This is a genomic window from Mycobacterium neglectum (genome assembly GCF_002591975.1).
Taxonomy (GTDB): domain Bacteria; phylum Actinomycetota; class Actinomycetes; order Mycobacteriales; family Mycobacteriaceae; genus Mycobacterium; species Mycobacterium neglectum.
The window spans coordinates 25986-45196 of the sequence record NZ_NVQE01000047.1 but is presented as its reverse complement, the minus strand read 5'-3'; the positions used below and the strand labels follow the sequence as shown (position 1 = coordinate 45196).

The 19211-nt window shown below is 65.5% G+C and carries 19 protein-coding genes and 3 pseudogenes; 12 read left to right on the top strand and 10 right to left on the bottom strand.

The window, feature by feature from the left end; translation table 11 throughout:
- The 4 genes and pseudogenes from CSQ99_RS31180 to CSQ99_RS26015 form a co-directional block, all read right to left on the bottom strand.
- Window positions 1-229, bottom strand: a pseudogene (locus CSQ99_RS31180) (L,D-transpeptidase); the annotation flags it as partial.
- 238 nt (window positions 230-467) lie between these two features.
- Complete coding sequence (locus CSQ99_RS26025; protein WP_099041882.1) at window positions 468-1892, bottom strand: YHS domain-containing protein; 1425 nt, start codon at window positions 1890-1892, stop codon at window positions 468-470.
- Window positions 1873-2721, bottom strand: a complete 849-nt coding sequence (locus CSQ99_RS26020; protein WP_099041881.1) for a F510_1955 family glycosylhydrolase — start codon at window positions 2719-2721, stop codon at window positions 1873-1875. Before CSQ99_RS26020 ends, CSQ99_RS26025 begins: the two co-directional genes overlap by 20 nt.
- A gap of 187 nt (window positions 2722-2908) precedes the next feature.
- A pseudogene (locus tag CSQ99_RS26015) lies at window positions 2909-4021 on the bottom strand (L,D-transpeptidase); the annotation flags it as partial.
- Between the two features lie 399 nt (window positions 4022-4420).
- Here CSQ99_RS26015 and ripC point away from each other — a divergent pair.
- Window positions 4421-5533 (top strand): peptidoglycan hydrolase RipC, encoded by a 1113-nt coding sequence (ripC, locus tag CSQ99_RS26010; protein ID WP_425437881.1) that lies wholly within the window; start codon window positions 4421-4423, stop codon window positions 5531-5533.
- Between the two features lie 8 nt (window positions 5534-5541).
- On the opposite strand, the gene CSQ99_RS26005 is transcribed toward ripC, so the two are convergent.
- Together CSQ99_RS26005 and CSQ99_RS26000 are read right to left on the bottom strand one after the other, a co-directional pair.
- Entirely contained in the window at window positions 5542-6333 is a 792-nt protein-coding gene (locus CSQ99_RS26005; RefSeq protein WP_099041879.1) for an alpha/beta fold hydrolase, read from the bottom strand.
- A gap of 196 nt (window positions 6334-6529) precedes the next feature.
- Window positions 6530-6973, bottom strand: a complete 444-nt coding sequence (locus tag CSQ99_RS26000; protein ID WP_099041878.1) for a DUF305 domain-containing protein — start codon at window positions 6971-6973, stop codon at window positions 6530-6532.
- A 660-nt stretch (window positions 6974-7633) separates the two neighbouring features.
- Between CSQ99_RS26000 and CSQ99_RS25995 the strand changes: the two genes are divergently transcribed.
- Window positions 7634-8302 (top strand): DUF305 domain-containing protein, encoded by a 669-nt coding sequence (locus CSQ99_RS25995; RefSeq protein ID WP_099041893.1) that lies wholly within the window; start codon window positions 7634-7636, stop codon window positions 8300-8302.
- Window positions 8303-8444: 142 nt separating this feature from the next.
- The gene (locus tag CSQ99_RS31565; RefSeq protein ID WP_245909098.1) at window positions 8445-8591 is read left to right on the top strand and encodes a hypothetical protein; all 147 of its coding nucleotides are present in this window, start codon (window positions 8445-8447) and stop codon (window positions 8589-8591) included.
- Between the two features lie 242 nt (window positions 8592-8833).
- Here CSQ99_RS31565 and CSQ99_RS25985 read toward each other — a convergent pair whose 3' ends face one another.
- Together CSQ99_RS25985 and CSQ99_RS25980 are read right to left on the bottom strand one after the other, a co-directional pair.
- Window positions 8834-9991 carry a sensor histidine kinase gene (locus CSQ99_RS25985; protein WP_099041877.1) on the bottom strand — a complete coding sequence of 386 codons (1158 nt, stop codon included), beginning with the start codon at window positions 9989-9991 and terminating at the stop codon, window positions 8834-8836.
- Window positions 9991-10746, bottom strand: coding sequence for a response regulator transcription factor (locus tag CSQ99_RS25980; protein WP_245909100.1), 756 nt, complete (start codon window positions 10744-10746; stop codon window positions 9991-9993). Before CSQ99_RS25980 ends, CSQ99_RS25985 begins: the two co-directional genes overlap by 1 nt.
- A 115-nt stretch (window positions 10747-10861) precedes the next feature.
- Here CSQ99_RS25980 and CSQ99_RS25975 point away from each other — a divergent pair, with 115 nt between their 5' ends.
- The 8 genes from CSQ99_RS25975 (at window position 10862) to CSQ99_RS25940 (ending at window position 17646) form a co-directional block, all read left to right on the top strand.
- The gene (locus tag CSQ99_RS25975) at window positions 10862-11104 is read left to right on the top strand and encodes a hypothetical protein (protein ID WP_099041875.1); all 243 of its coding nucleotides are present in this window, start codon (window positions 10862-10864) and stop codon (window positions 11102-11104) included.
- Complete coding sequence (locus CSQ99_RS25970) at window positions 11097-12614, top strand: multicopper oxidase family protein (protein ID WP_099041874.1); 1518 nt, start codon at window positions 11097-11099, stop codon at window positions 12612-12614. The genes CSQ99_RS25975 and CSQ99_RS25970 overlap by 8 nt, the downstream gene beginning before the upstream one ends.
- 219 nt (window positions 12615-12833) lie before the next feature.
- Window positions 12834-13307, top strand: a complete 474-nt coding sequence (locus tag CSQ99_RS25965; RefSeq protein WP_245909097.1) for a hypothetical protein — start codon at window positions 12834-12836, stop codon at window positions 13305-13307.
- Window positions 13308-13309: 2 nt separating this feature from the next.
- A complete protein-coding gene (locus CSQ99_RS25960) occupies window positions 13310-13930 on the top strand; it encodes a TlpA family protein disulfide reductase (RefSeq protein WP_099041892.1) in 621 nt (206 codons plus the stop codon).
- 52 nt (window positions 13931-13982) lie between these two features.
- Window positions 13983-14888, top strand: a complete 906-nt coding sequence (locus tag CSQ99_RS25955) for a M56 family metallopeptidase (protein WP_245909096.1) — start codon at window positions 13983-13985, stop codon at window positions 14886-14888.
- Window positions 14889-15318: 430 nt separating this feature from the next.
- On the top strand, window positions 15319-16074 hold the full coding sequence (locus CSQ99_RS25950; RefSeq protein WP_425437880.1) for a L,D-transpeptidase: 756 nt from the start codon (window positions 15319-15321) through the stop codon (window positions 16072-16074).
- A gap of 241 nt (window positions 16075-16315) precedes the next feature.
- Window positions 16316-16705, top strand: coding sequence for a BlaI/MecI/CopY family transcriptional regulator (locus tag CSQ99_RS25945; protein WP_099041872.1), 390 nt, complete (start codon window positions 16316-16318; stop codon window positions 16703-16705).
- The gene (locus tag CSQ99_RS25940) at window positions 16702-17646 is read left to right on the top strand and encodes a M56 family metallopeptidase (RefSeq protein WP_099041871.1); all 945 of its coding nucleotides are present in this window, start codon (window positions 16702-16704) and stop codon (window positions 17644-17646) included. Before CSQ99_RS25945 ends, CSQ99_RS25940 begins: the two co-directional genes overlap by 4 nt.
- A 150-nt stretch (window positions 17647-17796) precedes the next feature.
- On the opposite strand, the pseudogene CSQ99_RS31560 reads toward CSQ99_RS25940, so the two are convergent.
- A pseudogene (locus tag CSQ99_RS31560) lies at window positions 17797-17981 on the bottom strand (diacylglycerol acyltransferase/mycolyltransferase Ag85A); the annotation flags it as partial.
- Window positions 17982-18013: 32 nt separating this feature from the next.
- On the opposite strand from CSQ99_RS31560, the gene CSQ99_RS25930 reads away from it, so the two are divergent.
- The gene (locus CSQ99_RS25930) at window positions 18014-18430 is read left to right on the top strand and encodes a cupin domain-containing protein (protein WP_099041870.1); all 417 of its coding nucleotides are present in this window, start codon (window positions 18014-18016) and stop codon (window positions 18428-18430) included.
- Window positions 18431-18499: 69 nt separating this feature from the next.
- Here the strand turns inward: CSQ99_RS25930 and CSQ99_RS25925 are convergent, their stop codons facing one another.
- On the bottom strand, window positions 18500-18961 hold the full coding sequence (locus tag CSQ99_RS25925) for a DUF2752 domain-containing protein (RefSeq protein WP_099041869.1): 462 nt from the start codon (window positions 18959-18961) through the stop codon (window positions 18500-18502).
- Window positions 18962-19211: the final 250 nt, after the last annotated feature.

The window sequence follows — 19211 nt, the reverse complement described above, 5'->3', positions numbered from 1 at the left end:
CCTCTACCACCTCCTCCACCGGCGGCGCGCCCGGAGGGAGGGGCTCGGCCAGCAAAGGCGCCGCCGGTGGAGGAGGTGGTAGAGGAGGCGCCAAGGGGTCGACCGGCGCCGGAGGCGGCGGTGGAACATCGGGTTGAGCCAACGCAGATGGGTTGCCTAGCGCCAGACCTGCAACCAGCCCGGCCGCGATCAAGGCTGTGATCAGCCTGGCCCTGGTCAGCTTGCGCATTTCTCACCTCCGATAACTTCGTTTTGTATCACCCGGCGCGCAGACCGCGGTGCCTCGGCGGCCAGTCTACTGGTTACGTACGCGGGCAGTAGGTCGAACGGCATCGCCACTTCGGCGGCAGGCCACACTGAGCCATGGAAGAAGAGCCATGTTTGAGGTCTTTGCGCGCCGAGGCGGCGAGCACCGCGGGGGACGACACCGTGCGGGGGGCTCTGGCGCACAATAAGTCCCAGCGCGGCTAACTCGGGCGCGGGGTAGCGAAGCGCTCGGGTTCCTCGACGAAAGCACGCTGGCACGCCTCGCTGCAAAACATGAATGTGGTTCCGGCCCAGGTTGTCTGGGCTGCGACGTCGCTGGGGTGCAGGAGCATCCCGCACACGGGATCGGTTGCGCGGTTCGAGCGACTGGGGATACGCCGGCGGCGGACTTCGACAAGACAGACGGGACCGGGAATCCCCTTGAGTCGCTGCGGGGGCAGAGCAGCGAAGTCCACCTCAGGGTGGGGTCCGGCCGTGTCTCGGAGCTCTTCGGTGATCAGAAACTGGCCTGCGACGCCGGCCGACGCTACACGTGCGGCGAGATTGACTGTGCCGCCGACATAATCGCCTTCACGGTAGAGGACCGTGCCGCTGTGCGCGCCGATATGCAGCGCCGGGAACTGTGGCTCGGCGTCGACGAAGCGGTCCATCGCCAGGCCAAATGCGATGGCGTCGAAGGGTCGGGCGAAGATCACCATGAACTCATCACCGATCTGCTTGAGGACCCGGCCTCGGTGTTGCGCTGCGCTGCTGCGCACGGTGACACTGAATCTGCGCAAAACGTCGGCCGCCGCATGGTCGCCCATGGTCGCGGTCAGCGAGGTAAAGCTGGCCAGATCGACGAAAAGCACCGTCGCCTGTTCCTCGCCGGGTGCGGTCGAGGGCGGGGTGGTCGGCTCGGCTAGATGGCGCAGCAGGTCCTCACGACGGGCGCGCTGATAGGCCCGCCGGTGGAAGTACACGACGGTCGGTTCGACCAGGTCCAGCAGTGGCTTGCCGACGCCCTCGCTGGCTGCGAGCAGCTCCGGGCCGGTGAGTCCCTGGGCGCGGAAGCGTTCGTGGACGTAGTCGTGAAAGGTGCGCACGACGGCGTCGGCCAGGCGATCGGTGGCATCGGCGAAGACGCGGATCAGCTGCATCAGGGCATCGCGCGGCATCCCCAGTGCCAGCGCTTTGACAAGTACCTGCAAAGTGGCGACGTCAGCTTCTGTTCCGGCGCTGACGTCGTTCCAGTCCAGGATCTCGGCCAGGTCATTGATCACTGCGTCGTCGAGGCCTAGTTCGCGGGCGGCGTCGACAAGGCTCACCGTGCCATCGCCGACGGGGACCAATTCGTCGAATATGCCCAGCAGATCGCTCTGGCTAGCGATCGACGCCGCCAGCTGGTCTTCGCTGACGCCGCGGCTGCGCGCGAACTGGATCAGACGCAGCCGGTGCAGAGATTCGGGTTCGAACTGTCCATCCGGTTGTCGGTGAAGCAGGCCGGCATCGGCGTGCCCCCGGATGTCGGTCTCGGTTTCGCCGGCCAGCGCTGCGAGCTTGTCCAGACTCCACGGCCCCGGTGCGGCAGGCGTGCGGCGTCCGCTCAGCGCGGGTGGATCGTGTTCATTGTGCGTCGAAGGCATAGAAGGCCTCGAACGTCGTTCCGTTGTCGGTCGAGCGGTGAATACCCTTCTCGGTGGCAACGAACACCAGTCCGCGGCCGGCTGCGAGCACAGCCTGCGTTTGCTCACCCAATGCCCGCCGCGCTTGCCACGTGGCGCCCGAATCCTCGCTGGCATATACCGTCCCGATGGAATCAACCCCGATTAGCGGGCCGTCGTCGGGCCAGCTCAGCAAGACCAGCTGGGGTTGAGCACCGACCGGCGCGAACGTCCTGGCTTGGTCGAGGCTGCGCGCCAGTCCATCGGCGGTCGTCGCCAGGATCTCGTTCGCATTCTGGGGTGACACCGCGATGTCGACGGCGCTGATCGCGGCACGTTGATCCCAGCTGCGTTTGTCCGCGCTCACCATCACGGTCTGGGTTCCGCTGTTAAGCCCATAGACCAGCCCATGGCGGTACTCGAGGGAATGGAAATCGGCCTCGCCGGCCATCGACACCGACGTCCATGATTGTCCCCCATTCGTGCTCTCGATCAACCCGAGATGCGGCGGAGCGCCACGGTCAGTCTCGCCGGGATGGCCGCTACCGAGGAAGTTCTCGGGTCCGGCGACGGTGAAACCCATGAAGTCCCGCACGATGTCGCCGACGAGCTCGGGATCACCCTCGTTGGCGAGGCGGTATACGCCGTAGTGCGTCCCGGCATACAGCGCGCCGTCGGCTGGATTGACGCCGAGGCCGTGGATGTGGGCCAGACCCCTGGTGTCGCGTTGGATCGAGCTGGTGTCGCTGCTGGAGCACGCGCCGGCCAACAGCACCGTCACGCCAAGCAGGGCAATCAGCGTTGAACGCATTCTCTCCTCGTTTCATGCTCAGAACTTGCCGCTACGAACATGAATCGTTGTCGTCCCGGCGCGCCGTCAATCGGCGGCGTCAGAGGTTTGCGTTGCCTGTCCGCCATTGTTCCCATGGGATGTTCCAGTCCCCGAGACCGTCGGTACCCGACAGGGTCGAGCCCACGGTATTGACGACCTCGACGATGTCGCCGCGTTTGGTGTTGTCGTAGAACCAGATCGCGTTGGCGGGGCTCACGTTGAGGCAGCCGTGGCTCACGTTGGTGCTGCCTTGGCTGCCCACTGACCACGGCGCTGAATGCACATAGATGCCGCTGTAGGACATCTGTGTGGCCCAGTCCACCTCGAGGCGATAGCCCTCTGGGGAGTTGACGGGCACGCCGTAGGTCGAGGAGTCCATGATCAGGTGCGAATACCTGTCACCGATGATGTAGGCGCCGTTGTCAGTGGGCGTGCTGTCCTTGCCCATGGAAAGTGGCATGGTTCTGACGACTTCGCCGTTGCGCCGCACGGTCAGCGTCTTGGTGTTGTCATCAGCGGTGGCGATGACGACGTCGCCGATGGTGAACCGCGTGGTGATGTCCTCCTGGCCGAAGAGGCCGTCACCGAGATCTACACCGTAGGTGTTGACTGCCACGTCGACCGTGGTGCCTGGCTTCCAGTATTCGGCTGGGCGCCAACGCATTTCGCGATTGTTGAGCCAGTAGAACGCACCCTCGACCGGCGGGTTGGTCCGCACAGTGACGGCCTTCTGCGCCGCTAACCGGTTGGGGATGTCCTCATCGAAGCGGATGGCGATGGGCTGGCCGATACCGACGACTTCACCGTCATTGGGCATGACGTAGGGCATGGTCAAGTTTTCCGGCGACTGCGTCTCGAATGTCATGCTGTTGTGTTCGACGCCGCCGAGTCCGCGCGCCTCGGCGGTCAGCGTGTACTCCTTGTTGTAGCCCAACGGCTCGGCCGTCGCCCACGTCAGTCCATCGGGGCTCAGCTGTCCATCGACTGGATTGCCCTCTTCATTGACCATGGTGACCGCACCAAGAACGCCGTCATCGGCAGTCACGGTGACGGGGGAATCGACGGGAACGCCGACGGCGCCGTCGGATACTGACGACTGCAGCCCGGGCACCAGCAGGTCGCTGAACGGATCTCCCTTGTCTGCAATCACCTGAGGCGACGGTGCAGAAGCGTTGCTGCTGCAGGCACCGAGCGTCAGAACCACAGCCGTGGCCGCAGCAAGGGCAGTCAGCCCACACCGGCGCCCACCCCAACCGGTAACCGACCTAACCCGCCACATTGCTCTTCCCCTCTCTGCCACCGGCAATCGCTCAAGCGGCCGCCGAGCACCTGTCATTGCGCAAACCGCGGTGGGCGCTCCACGCCACCATGGTCACCTCCAGAGTTGCCGTCCCGTGTATGGCTCAACTAGTACTTCGCTAAAGATTCGGTAAAGGCTTGCACGATCTGCATCTGCTCGGGCCGAAGCCTTCTCCAGCGAACGCCTCCCTATTATCGCGACCTACTAGCAGAGTACGTACATCCCATCCTCGTGGGGCGGTGGAAAGCCGACCGGGCCGTCGCTGGGGGTGGTGAGGTTTGGCTGTTCGTATAGACAACGTCGATGCCATTTCGTAACCTAATCGAGATCTACGTACTCTCACCGGACTTCGGCCATCGCAGTTAAGGATCGTCCGTCTTGAAGCTCGCCCGCGCACATCGAATGGTTTACTCGTTGAAGCGGTGGCTTTTCGGTGCCGTTGCGGCTCTGGCCGTGATGGGATCGATGGTGGCCGGCAATGTCAGCGCCGATCCGGCCACCGACGCGCTGGCCAGGCTCAACGAGTTATCCCGCAGCGCGGAACAGACCACCGAGGCCATGCACACGGCACAGTTGGACTTGGACGCCAAACTGGCCGCGGAAAAGGCCGCCGAGGATCGCAAGGCCGCCGACGAGGCGGCACTGGAAACGGCCAAGGTGGAGCTGATTAAGTATCAGGGCGCGGTCGACAAGGTCGCGGCGGCGATGTACATGGGCGGTCGCCCGGACGGGGTATCGGCGGTGCTCTCCGCCGATTCTCCGCAGCAGCTGATCGATCAGCTTTCGGTCGAGCGGGCGATGGCCACCGAGATGGCCGACCAGATGCGGGCTTTCCAGAAAGCCAACGAGCGGGCCGTGATGGCGGCCCAGGCGTCAACCGCATCGGCTGACGCTGCGCGTTCGGCGGCGGAGCAGGGGGCAGCGGTGCGCGCGGAGTTGCAGTCCAAGCAAAGTGAGCTGCAGCGCCAGATCACCGCGGTGAAGGCACAGTACGACGCACTAACGCCCGATCAGCGCACTGCGTTGGCCGATCCGGGCCCGCCACCCCCACCACTGCCGGCTACGCCGGCCCCGGCTAACCCGGCGATTATCGCCATGCCTGGCCAGCCGCCGGGCGACGTTGCACCCCCGCCGGCGGTGTCGGGCGGCGAGGAAGCTGCTGTGGTACAGGCGGCGTTGTCGCGCGTGGGCTCGCCGTATTCGTGGGGTGCGACCGGGCCGAATGCCTTCGATTGCTCGGGGCTGATCAAGTGGGCCTTTCTGCAGAACGGTAAGTCGCTGCCGCGTTCGAGCCAGGCCTTGGCCCAGGGAGGTCAACCGGTCGCGGTCTCGGACCTTCAACCTGGTGACATAGTGACGTTCTACTCCGATGTCTCTCATGCCGGCATCTATATCGGTGACGGGATGATGGTGCATGCCTCGACGTACGGCACCCCGGTGAAGGTGTCGCCCATCTCGAACGCTCCGATCCACAACGCCCGCCGCTACTAAGCGTCAGGTTAGCCAAAGAACTGCGCGGTGCGCTGCGTCCACGTCTTGACGTCTGTAATCGAGCGTGCGACCGACAAGGTCGAGTTGGTCATGAGCACATGCAGGCGCGCCGCGGTGGACACCGGGTGCAGGGGATCGGTGTCCCACGCCAAGATCAGTGCGCGATGGTGCAGCGCGGCCAGCGCGTCCGGGTCGGGCAGCTCCGACAGGCCGACTCCGCGGAGAACCGATGCGAGCAGTTCGTCGGGGGCATCGGGGCTGAACTTCGCCTGCGGATAGTCGGCGAAGATGGGCAACGGTGCAGCCCGCGCCCATTCTTTGCGCCACGCCGCCGGGCCGATCTTGTCTATGCGGCGCGCGGTATCGGCGTACCACTGCCGGGCTGGGCGCGGGCCTGCTTCCCAGGAAACCGGCGGAATCAGCAGTGCCAGTCGGCCGAACCGCTCCGGCGCGGCCAAGGCCGCGTACAGCACGGCCGCCGCACCCAGGGATGAGCCAGCGAAGTCAATGGGCGCATCGATCGCCGCAGCCTCGAGTACGCCCAGCAGATCAGTTGCGGCGCGCTCGAAGCGGTAATCCTCGGCAACTGCGCGCTCGGTGGAGTGGCCATGCCCGCGCTGGTCGTAGGTGAGCAGCCGGCGACCGGCAGCAACGGCATCGATGTCGAACAGCTCCAGGCCCCGCACGCCCGCCCTGCTGAGCAACACTCCATGGGCATAACCAACGGGCCGTCCCCGGCCCCTGAGCTCGTAGGCGATCGTCGACCCGTCGGGGGTGGTGTACAAACTGTCGCTAGACATCAGTTCCCTCCCATATACCCCTAGAGCGGTTTGTCGCCGTACGCGTCCGTGGCTGTGGGGGCACATGAGTGGTACTCCGCGAGGCGCACTCACGTTTGTAGAGGCCGCAAGAGGCGCTGCCGTTCCTGCAACGGCGATGTCTGGGATTCCACCCAGCACCGCCTGAACACAAAATGACGAGAACTTGCCGCATACATCAGTAGCGGTCGAGGATCCGCTTCATTTCTGCGATCTCCGCTTGCTGACTGCGTACGATCTTGTCGCACAACGCGATAATCTCGGGATCTGTGATTTTCGACTCCTGACATACTAGGATCGCGCGCGAATGATGCGGGATCATTGATTTCAGAAACTGCTCGTTACCGACGAATGTTTCCGTGCGCCCCAAGACGAACGCGCCTAGGAAGATCACTGCCAGCGCCGCATACAAAGCTATGTTGAGCCGGTTGTTGCCGAACATCCCCGCCATCACGATAAGCATGACGACGCCCATCGCGGCGACCATGATCAGCGCCATGTAAAAGTTGCTCAAGTTCAAATAAAAGTGATCGACAGTCCTGATCATCGACATCGTCAGCAAGAACATCAGGATGAGGCTTGCTGCCATGGTGATACCGAACTTGACGTAAGACCGGTTCATACTTGTTCTCCTTCAATACAAGTGCAGGCCGCTAGCGATGGCAGTCAACGCGCCGTAGTTCGAGCGATAACCGCAATCGAGAACCCATACCCAGAAGAAGGCGCCAGCATGCGGATAAACCAAGCGCAAAAGGGCGTGATCTGTCCCTCGCTCTTGGGAGTGCCGCACGGTATTGCTACAGCGGCGTCGCAAGATGCATGATCGTGCCAAAAAATCCGTCGACTGTCGAACAGTTCCAAAGATCGTACGGCGGTCCTGGTGCGCAGTACGCGATGGGCGTAGCCGACGGGCCGTCCGCGGCCGGTGAGCTCATAGGCGATATTCGCCCCGTCTGAGGTGGTATAGAACCTGTCGCTCGACGTAGACCGCTTCCCGGATACCCTAACAGGGTATATGTGGGCGCAGGACCGTTCGTGGTGCAATCATTAGCAGTGCAGTCAATCGCCTGATGGGCTTGATCGGGCGGTAGGGGGCCTGGCGCGGCGAGCGGTCTTTACCGATTCTTCATCGAATATCGAGCCGACCCTTAGGTCTTGGCCCCACGCTGGTAGCGCAAGAGTGGACAGCCCGCAGCCGGGCATCAAGGGCATGCGGTTAGGCGCCCAGTGGCTCGTCCACATCAAAAGAGCATCGCTTTTCATGACTACGGAAGGAATCGGTGTGCACACTAAGCGGCTAGCTACATTCTTCGCCGCTGCGGTCGCGGCCACAGTGATCTTGAGCGCCTGTAGCAACGACAATCCGCAAGGCGAGCAAGACACGGCGTCAATTACGACCACGGGGGCGGCGACGCCGTCTCCGTCAGCACCAGCGGGCGGCGACACGCAGGCGCAGGCCCACAATGACACGGACGTCGCGTTCGCGCAGGGTATGATCCCGCACCATCAGCAGGCGATCGAGATGACCGACATGCTGATGGCCAAGGAGGGCATCGACCCCCGCGTTGTGTCGCTGGCCAACCAAATCAAAGGGGACCAAGGCCCCGAAATCCAACAACTCCAGGGCTGGCTGGACGACTGGGGCTTGTCCACGACTACGATGTCGCCCGGCAGCGGCATGCCCGGCATGCCGGACCACGACATGGGAGACACGAGCGGCTCGGGCATGATGTCTGAGCAGGACATGGCCGCCCTGCGCGACGCCCAGGGTGTCGAGGCCAGCCGGTTGTTTCTGACGCAGATGATCGAGCATCACAAAGGCGCGATCGCGATGTCGCAGACCGAGGTCGACAGCGGCCAGTTCCCCGCCGCAATCGACCTCGCACGTAAGATCAGCGCCTCGCAGCAGCAAGAAATCGACGCGATGCAGCAGCTTCTGGGCTCGCTCTAAGCTAAGGCCGAGCCCTCAAGCTCAGGACGGCGAACTTACTTCGGCGGCCTGCCGCCGGTTCTGGCCGACCACCTGGCCACGGGCGGTTGGGCGTTGGCACGCCGAGACCGCACTACATGTCCTGCGGTGAAAAAGCCCGGGGGTGCTCGACCGCATCCCGGACTTGCGGGTGATCGTGGGGCATATGGCGAAGATGATTCCGTTCGCGCTGGTCCGCATCGATGCGGTGCTGAGCCCGGTGGCCGGGCTGCGCCAACCGGTCCCGTGCTACTTCCGAATCAACGTCTGATTCACCACCAGTGGCTATACCACCTTCCCGCCGCTGCTACGCGCGTTGTCGACAGTCGGCATCGACCGGCTGATCTTCTCGGTCGACTGTCCCTACACCGACAACGCCTTAGCGCGGGCGCTGCTTGACACGGCGCCGATCAGTCCCACAGACCGCGAGAAGCTTGCCGCACGGGACGGTGGAGGCGCTGCTGCAGTTGTGAGAGCCCGCCACCGGCCCGACATCATCGGATGCGTGAACGTTCACCGTGACCGATCGGACGTGCTGGCATGCGGTGCGGCCACACCGCGTGGCAGCGGAAGCGCGATGGTGAACGTTGTCCCGGTCCCCGCACCCTGACTGCTGGCGCTGATACGGCCGCCGTGTGCCTCAACGAGCGCCTTGGCGATGGCCAGGCCGAGCCCGGAGCCCCCGTGGTCGCGGGTGCGGGCCGTATCGGCGCGGTACAACCGTTCGAACACATGCGGTAAGTGCTCGGCAGCGATGCCCTCACCAGTGTCGCTGACGCGCAGCAGGAGTCGGCTGCCATCGGTGTCGGCGTGCACGTCGACCCGCCCGTGCGGCGGTGTGTGCCGTAGCGCGTTGTCCAGCAGGTTCCCCAGTACCTGGGACAGTCGCTGCTCATCGCCCCACAGCGGCGGCAGCTCGGTGGTGGGCAGATGCGTCGCCAACGACACGGCCTTGGCGCGGTAGCGCCCGCTCAGCGCGGCCGCGGTCTTGGCGATCAGCTCGGCGACGTCGACGTCGGCGAACTCCAGCGAAGCTGCGCTTTCCTCAGCCTGCGCCAGCGCGGCAACGTCCTCGGCGAAACGCACCAGGCGCTGAGTCTGGTCGCGCAGCATCGCGGTGGTATCGGGAGTCAATGACCGCACACCGTCCTCGATGGCCTCGGTGTAGGCCCGCAAAACCGATACAGGAGTGCGTATTTCGTGGGCAAGATCGGCGAACAGCTGGCGGCGGCTGGTGTCGACAGCCTGCAGCTGGGCTGCCATTTGGTTGAAAGCTTGCGCCAGCGAGTCGAAGTCCTCACCGAGGTGCGGCGGTGATACCCGGATCCCATAGCGGCCCTCGGCGACCGCGGTGGCCGCCGACGCCACTTCAGTGATGGAGCGCTGCAATCTGCGGCTGCTATACCAGCTGACCGCGAACGCGACCAACGCCGAGACCGCCACCGCGCCACCGACCGATAGCGCGGTGGCGTACTGATAGGCCTCGTCGGCGTGGAACTCCTCGGCGGAACCGGCAGACACGCCGGCTCGGTGTAGGTGTTCACGAAACAGCGGCGGCCCGACGATCGCGGCGACCACCCAGGTGGTCAGCGCGCCGGCCAGCAGTACCATGGTTTGAGCGATCAGCAGACGCATGGCTATCCCGGACCGCCGGCGCGTCGGCGTGGCCATCACTGCCCGCTTCCCATCCGGTATCCGACGCCGCGCACGGTGATGACATAGTGCGGCGCGGCCGGATCGTCGCCCAGTTTGCGTCGCACATGTCCGATGTGGACATCGACGAGGTGTTCGTTACCGACCCAGGGCCCCTCGCGCACCGTCTCGAGCAACTGGCGGCGGCTCATTACCACGCTCGGGCGCGCCGACAGGGCGGCGAGGATGTCAAATTCGGTGCGGGTCAACAGGATCGGTTCACCATCCAGAGACACTTCCCGCGCCGCCAGGTCGATACGCAGCGGCCCAAACGACAGCGGGGCCGGTACGTCGCCGCCGCGGTCGCGCTCGGGCTGGGGGGTGGCGCGCGGGCGCCGCAGCATCGCGCGGATTCGGGCCACCAGTTCGCGTGGGCTGAAGGGTTTGGCGACGTAATCGTCGGCGCCGACAGTGAGTCCCACGATGGTGTCCATTTCGGTGTCGCGGGCGGTGAGCATGACCACGTAGGCGTCGGAGAAGGTGCGCAGCTGGCGGCACACCTCTAACCCGTCCATGCCGGGTAGCCCCAGGTCGAGAACCACTACGTCGGGATCGAAGTCGCGGGCCACACTGACAGCGTCGGGACCATTGTCGACGATGCGCGTGGTGAAGTGCTCGCGGGAGAGGTAGCTGGCCACCACCTCAGCCAGCGCCGCCTCGTCATCGACCACGAGCGCCCGGTAGCCTCGCGCACCGCCACCGGTGGGCGCTGATGTGTTGCTCATGGCCTTCATGGTGCCCGGTGACCACGATGTGTTGACGCCCCGCACCATTCTTCAACGAATCTTCACACGATCCTTATCGGTTCGCGGTTTGCCGGATTCATGGTGGTGAGCGAAGGAGACCGATATGAGTATGGGATGGGCGCCTACGGCGTTCGAGGCCGCCGACGACTGGCAGCTGTGGCTGGCGCTGACCGGTGTATTGGTGTTGTGCTGGGGGGTCGTGGTCGCTGCCACGGCGACACTGTTCGGCCGCCCCGCCGGCCGGCGCCACGGTCGCCCCATCGCAACAGCCCGTGATACGGGTTCCGTGGGCGGCGACAAGCCAGCACATCGCCGTTCACCACAACCGGGCGTGGGCAATGGTTGAGACGCGGGGGCCCGGGCAGTGGAGTCGGCGCAGCTTTCTTGCCGCTACCGCGGCCGCCGGCGTCACACTGGCGGCGTGCACGCGCAGCAGCAGCGTTGTGCCTAACAACGCGGTGGCCGACGCTGAGGCGCGCCGACCGCACAGCGGACGCACGGTGTCGGCCACGCTCACCGTGGATCGAGCGCGGGTAGATCTTGGCGGCACTGTCGCCGAGACGGTCTCCTATAACGGCACGGTTCCTGGGCCGCTGCTGCGCGCGTCGGTGGGCGACGAACTGGCTGTCACGGTGCGCAACCGGCTTGATCGCGCCACGTCGGTGCACTGGCATGGCATCGCCTTGCGCAACGACATGGACGGGGCATCACCGGCTACGCCGGACATCGACGCCGGCGGCGACTTCACCTACCGGTTCTCGGTTCCATATGCGGGCACCTACTGGGCACATCCACACACTGGTCTGGACGCCGACACGGGCCTGTATTTCCCGGTGATTGTCGACGACCGCAGCGAGCCGGGCAGCTATGACGCCGAGTGGGTGGTCATGCTGGATGACTGGACAGACGGGGTCGGATCCAGCCCGGCCCAGATCTATGACGGGCTGCGAAACTCGCCGGGCGGGCACGACATGCCCGGAATGAACATGCCGGGCATGCCGGGCATGGGCAGCACCGTTCCGGGCGTCGGCGGAGCCGGCAGCAGCGCGCTGCTCGGTGGTGACGCCGGGGATGTCAGCTACCCCTACTATCTGGTTAACGGGCGCATTCCACAGGCGCCCAGCAGTTTTCGAGTCAAGCCTGGTCAGCGTGTGCGGATCCGGCTGATCAACGCCGGCTCCGACACGGCGTTTCGGGTTGCGTTGGCCGGGCACAGGTTGACGGTGACCCACACCGACGGGTTTCCGGTCGTGCCCACCGATGTTGACGCGGTGCTGATCGGCATGGGTGAGCGCTACGACGTGGTGGTCACCGCCGGTGACGGAGTATTCCCGCTCGTTGCCGCCGCGGAAGGCAAGAACGCGTCGGCACGTGCACTATTGGTCAGTGGCGCGGGTTCGCCGCCGGCTGCCGATTATGCGGCCCCCGAGCTGCTGGGCCGTGTCGGCACCGTTGAGACGTTCGCGGCCGCGCCGGATTCGGCGTTGCCGGCTGCGCGCGCCGATGTGGAGCTGCCATCCGATCTGGGCGGATCGATGATGCCCTACGACTGGACGATCAACGGCCTGGCGTTCTCGAACAAGCGTCCGCTGGAAGTCCGTGAGGGTCAACGCGTTACGTTGTCATTCAAGAACACTTCGATGATGTGGCATCCCATGCATCTACACGGGCACACTTTTGAGGTGCTCACGGCCGAGGGGCGCCCAGGCGCACGCAAGGACACCGTGATCGTGCTACCCATGCAGCAGCTGCGCGTGTCGTTCGTGGCCGACAACCCGGGCGTGTGGATGCTGCACTGCCACAACACCTATCACCAGGAGGCCGGCATGATGACCAGCCTCAACTACACGGAGTGACTGCAACTTGGCAGTGACGCGGTGAGGTGCGAAGACGCACCGCACAGGGATCTACTATGTAGAACAGTAGCAGTGTGTCGGGGGGCGATTCGATCGGTGATGCCGGCTGATGTGGGACCGCACGTTCACAAACACCGATCGCCTACTATGTGCATTAGTACTAAGTTGGGTTGTTATCGGGCTGGGCGTCCGGGATGGTGGTCAGATATGGTGCGCCGGATGGCGCCGTTGCAGCTGGCGGTCGCAGTGGCGGCGGCGGCAGCGGTCGCTGTGGCGGTCGGTGTGCCCAGCGCGCTGGTGGCCAATCCGATCTTCGTGCGCATGACCCCCGCGCCGTGGTGGAGCTATGCCGTGTGGGTACTGACTTCGGTTGTGAGTGGCGTGCTGGCGGCCACCTATGTGCGTCGACCTTCTGCAGTTTTCTCGGGGCCCGGGCGCGCCGGGATCCTCGCCAACATCGGGTCAGTGCTGGCGGTCGGGTGCCCGGTGTGCAACAAGCTCGTGGTCGCCGCTCTCGGCGTCAGTGGGGCACTTAATGTGTGGGCGCCGCTGCAGCCGCTCATCGCGGCCGCTGCGCTGGCCCTGTTGGGTTGGGCGCTGTGGCGCCGGCTGACGGCCCTGCGATCCTGCCCCGCCGTGGGCGGCGGGCCGCTGTCCGCGGCGGCAACGTCGGCTCCGAAGCGTGAGTGCTGACTGTGCGGGCTCGATCGTTAGCCGTACTGATCGCCGCTGCGGCGGCCATCGCTGTTGTGCTCGTCAGCCACGACCCGGTGTCCTCACCGGCGAGGCGGCTGTCTGCCGCGGACGTCGCGGCCGGTGCGCAGTCCGCTGGGACCCAGGCCGGCGCCGTTCCCTGCCCGCTGCCCGCGCTCGACGCGACGCCAGTGCCCACACTTGCCGACGCGATGGCCAGGTGCCTGGGCTCGGCGCAGCCGGTGGATGTCGGTACAGCGGTGGCCGGTCCGCCGACGGTGCTCAATCTGTGGGCGTCGTGGTGCGCGCCGTGTCGCGAGGAGATGCCGGTGCTCGACGCCTATGCGAGTACCCCCGGGGCGGTGAGGGTGGTTGGTGTCAATGTGCGCGACCGCCCCGCCTCGGCGGCGGCGCTGATGCGTGACTTACGCATCGGCTATCCGTCGTTCACCGACGCTGATGAGGTGGCCGGTGCGTTGGCGGCACCGCCGCTGTTGCCGCTGAGCTACCTTGTCGGTACCGACGGATCAGTGCGCCGCCTTCAGGATGTGCTGGTGTTTCGCGACGTTGCTCAGGTCAGGGAATCGGTTGCCTCCGCGCTCGGGGAAAGGCAGGAACGATGACAGCCCGCAAGACAACCAGCCGGGCATCGCGCCGAAAGCCGCCACGCCAGCCGTGACCGCTGTGTTGTGGTGGACGATCGGAGGCATCGTTGTGGGTGTGCTTGCGCCGCCCATACTGCGTGCCCTGACGCGCCGCGGAACCGACGCCGCGGTGCTGTTGGCCATGTGGGGGGTGCTGGTGTGCGTGACGTTGGCTGCGGTGGCGCTGCCGGCGCTGGCCGAGCTGCTGCACCGGTGCTGGCTGGCGTTACACGACGTTCCACCCGCGCCGATCGAAACCGTCGCGGGCATCCTCAGCGCCGCCGCACTGGCCGTCGCCGCGATACGTGCTGGCTGGCAGGCGAGCCGTACCGGCGGGCGCCGACGCCGCTTACACGACAAACACGCGGAGTTGGCGTGGCTACTGACCGGCCGGGGTCCACGTAGCGGCACGGTGCTGTGGCTGCCGGCCAGCGAGCCGCTGGCCTACAGCCTGGCTGGTGAGCCGCCCATGGTGGTGATGAGTACCGGATTACGGCAATGCCTGGACCGCGCAGCAGTCAACGCCGTGGAAGCCCACGAGCGCGCCCACGTGCGTCGGCGCCACCATCTGCTGATCGCCGTCGCGCAGGCCGCGGCCGCTGGGCTGGGCTGGCTGCCGCTGATGCGACATTCGCCCTCGCTCGTGCGCACCCTGGTGGAACTGGACGCCGACGCGCATGCTGCCCGCACTCACGGACACCACGGCCTGCGCCGGGCGTTGCAGACACTGCAGTCCGCTGCCGAGCCCGCATCGGCACTCGGCATCGGCGGCAACTGCACTCAACTGCGACTGGCCCGCCTTACCGGCGGGCGGGTACCCAACGCAGGCCGCTTCGCTCGCTCGACCGCCGTCTGGGGGGCGGCACTCGTGCTGGGCACAACCACACTGCTCACCTTCGCCGCGCTCGCCGGGCTGGCGTCCTGTACCGCGGTGTGACGGCATCGTCGCCGCGGTGCGCGTCACCTCATGTACCTGATCGCCACCTCGCGAACATGCGCGTCGTCGGGACGCAGGACCCGCTGATCGGATTCCGATGGCCGCCATGTTGGTCCTCATCGGACTGTTGTTAATCAGGCTGCAATCACCACGCTCAGTCTTGCCGACCTTATGGATCAGCCCGTCGGTTGACGGTGGCTGCGCGGCGCAGTAGCGGCCCGTTTCCGGCGTTCACTTGTGCGAGTCGGTGTTTCGTTGCAGGGACGGCGCGGGACTGCTGGTCGTGTGACGGCCGCCATTGTCGAAGTGAGTGAGAAGCGTTGTCTTTTAGGCATCCGCCGTCAACTCGGATCGACCGCGCCGATTCAACCGGATACGCAGTAAGTACGTAGAATGATATTTGCAATGCATATGTGGTGAAGGGAGCCTCATGGGCGCCATGCTTCGCGGGCTAGTGGCATTGATGGTCGCAGCCGCAGCGGTGACCGTCGGCGTACCGGCGGTGGGTTCGGGTGCGGCCACATCATCGAGCGTGGATAGCCGTGTGGTGATGGTGCGTCCGGGACCTGGACAGGTGGTGGGGGTTGCCCATCCTGTGCTGGTGGGATTCGCTATGCCCGTCGATGACCGCACTGCCGCCGAGCGCAGGATCACCTTCGGCGCGTCGCAGCCGCTGACGGGCCGCTTTACCTGGGTCAACGACAGCCTCGTGGAGTTCAACCCGGACGGCTCCTGGCCGGCGCATTCGACGATTACGGTGCGTATAGACGGCATGAAGACCGACTTCACGACCGGAGCGGCGGTAGTGGGCATCGCCGACATCTCGGCCCACACGTTTACCGTGAGTATCGACGACCAAGTGGTGCGCGAGATGCCGGCGTCGTTGGGCAAACCGGGCTTTGGTACACCCGTGGGCACCTTCACAGTGCTGGAGAAGCAACGCAACGTCGTGTTCGATTCCCGTACCATCGGCATTCCGCTCGACGACCCCGAGGGCTATCTGATCAACGGCGAGTACGGCGTGCGAGTGACATGGGGCGGGGTGTACGTGCATTCGGCGCCGTGGTCGGTCGCGTCGCAGGGCTCGGCCAACGTCAGCCACGGGTGCATCAATCTGAGTCCGGAAAACGCCGAATGGTATTTCAACACCGTGCAGGTGGGCGACCCGGTGATTGTGCGAAGCTAGCTGCAGCCCACTGGTGAGGTGTCGCCGACGGGAACAAGCGAGCCCCACGAGCGGTGCGCATGTCGCGTGTTCGGCCGCTCAACGGCACTGCGCCAGTGGTGGCTTCGGTCAGGCTGGCAGCCCTGCGGCGTCGCGATGCGCAGGTGGCGCGCAGCGGACGTGCCGGACTATCCTGCGTCGCACCACGCCTACGCGCTCGCGCGATGTAGGCTCGGCAGCAACAACGCTGAAGGGTGAGACGGTGCGGGTACGAGGTTTCGGGGAGCTGGAAGCCGTCGTCATGGATCGCATCTGGAACCGCGATCCCGAGTCGGTAACGGTACGTGAGATTTTCGAGGAACTCTCCGAGGAGCGACGGATCGCTTACACGACGGTGATGTCGACGATGGATAACCTGCACACCAAAGGGTGGCTTGAGCGCGAACGCGACGGCCGGGCCTACCGGTATTGGGCCATCATGACTCGCGAGGAGCACACCGCCCAACTGATGCGTGAAGCGCTCGATGGCGGCGGCCGCTCCGAGCTAGTGCTCAGCTACTTCATCGAGCAGATCGGGCCGAAAGAATCCGAGCGGCTTCGAGAAGCGTTGCGGCGGCTGGCGAGGCGGTCGAGCAGGGCGAAGAAGCGGTGAGCATCGCCGCGTGCCTGCTGGTCTACAGCGTGGCAGTGGTGATGTTCGGGCCGCCGGTGTTGGGCTTCCTCACCCGCGGCGGGCAAGCTCCCAGGTGCGGGGTGGCGGCCTGGATAATCGCGATCGGTACCGTCCTGCTCACCTGGGTGACCATCGCGGTCCTGGTGATCCTCGACGTGATTGCCCACTGGCGCCAGCGCGGCTCGTTCGTGGTGTCGTGCTTCGAATTGCTATGTGACCTGGCTGCCGGTAAAGCCGGTAGCGCACCGCAATTGATGCTCCTGATCGGGGCGGCTGGCGTGATCGGCGCCGTCGCTGTCATTGGCATCCGGCTGGTGCGCACGATCGGGCGGCTACATGCGCTCGCCCACGGTCATGCACAAGCTGTTCGATTGGTGGGCCGCCCAACCACCGAACGCGACGTGTACATCGTCGACGCCGCCCAGCGCACCGCGTACTGCGTCGCCGGCAAGCCGGCCGCGATCGTGGTCACTACTGCAGCAGTAGCGGCTCTAGACGCGCGGCAATTGGGAGCCGTACTCGCACACGAACGCGCGCATCTCGATGGGCATCACCCCAGAATGGTCACTGCGCTGCGCGGTTTGGCGCTGGTCTTTCCCCGCCTTGCTCTGATGACGCGCGGTGCCGAGGAGGTGTCCCGGCTGTTGGAGATGTGCGCCGATGACGCCGCCGCGCGCCGGCATGGACACCGCGCATTGCTCACCGGGTTGATGGCCCTGGCCGGCGGCGCCCCCGTCGCAGCGCTGGGCGCGGCCGATGTCGCGGTATTGAATCGCGCTGAACGCCTTGCCCTTCCGCCGGCGCAGCATGTCCGGGTCCGCGCACAGGCGGCCCTCACGAGTGCCTCCACCATTATTGCCTTCGCTCCACTGGCCACCGTTGTGCTCGGCGCATCCGGCGTGCTGATGTGCGGCGGCTAGCTCGTTGCCACACCTCTGACCCTTAGTGCGCGGCCTTCGACACAGGAGGCGCGATCGGGTCCGCGCCAGCGCGAAAGGCTGGTCGGCGTCGCCGAAATGCCAGATCTGTGTTGGTGTCTGGCGATCGGGTGCGGCCTCGTCATGAGGGTGGGGTAGCGCCAGCAGTCGTTGGATGCCGGGCTTCTTCTGTTGCAGCCGGGCACCGCAGTGGCCCCAGCTGTGAGTGCCGTTGAACGGGAAGTTGAACACGCCGTTTTGCCGCCGGCGGCGAGGTATGGTCCGGGAAGGTCTTGTAGGAAGGTCTTGTTCGTCCTCAGCCTGAAGCCCTCGAGAAACCAGTAAGTAAATGGCAATAAGGAGAACAACGGTGTCGAATAGCTCAGCGCGCAGCACCGCGTGGAAGACGGCGCTGACCGTGATACAAACCGCGACGCCGCCGGCGGTTCCCGAAGGTGCGGAGGTGATGACCGTGGTCATCGAATACCCGCCGGGCGACCCCGGCGCGCCGCCACACCGCCACCCAGGCGGACCAGCGTTCGGCTACGTGTTCGAAGGCGAGATCCTGTTTGAACTGGAAGGTGAGGCGCCGCGGGTGATCAAAGCCGGCGAAGCATTCTGGGAACCGGGCGGGGATGTGATTCATTACCAGGATGCCAACAACCGCACCGACATCCCGCTGCGCTTCCTCGTCACGATGATGTGCGCGCCGGGCCAGCCGATGCTTGTCCTCGTCGACGACGAGGAACTGGTTGCGCGTGAAGGCCGTCGCGTATCAACCGGCTAAACCGTGCCGACGACCCGATCCTGAGCCGCGTCGACGAGCTCCACGGCATTAACCCCGACCCTAGCGCCGTTAGCCTCCCGTCCAGGGCGCGGTCAATAGCGCCACGTTGGTCTGCTGGCGGAACTGGAGCGCGATCAGCGCTACCAGGGCCAACGCGATCGCAGCGCGACGTGGCATCCGGACCAGCACCCAGCGTCCGGTCCACCACCCGGCGGCGCCGCGCAGGGCCAAGCCGGCGGCCACAACGAGCATCAGGGGAGCGGCGGCGTTGTAACGCAGTGCGGACTCCCATTGACCGTGCATCGTCAGATACACCGATCGAGTCGCGCCGCAGAACGGATCCATGATTCCGGCGTAGTGCAGGGGCCCATGGAGATCGACCGTCGGGACGCCCACGACGGCCAGCACGAGCGCGCCCAGCAGACCCGACAGTGCCAGCCAGGTCCACACCGGAGATTCGGGGCGCCGCGCCGTCAGCGACACGGTCATCCAGCTCGCCGGACGGGCGCCCGATGAAGTGGTGAAGCCCATGTGTCCTCCCGCGATTGTTTGGACCTCCGCCATGGTAGTAGGAACCCACGCAGCTCAGGCGCTGGTGGACGGGCCACCCACAACGACCGCAGCGAAGGGCTCACCCATGTGAAGCGGCTGTGGGTGCTGGCTGGATAGGGAGACCGCCAGGATCTACGGTCGCGCCCAGTAGTATATGGCCGCCGATGCGAGCAGCGGTGTGCGGAAAGGCAAGGGGTGCGGCTGCGGCGTGTTGTAGCGGACTGCGGTG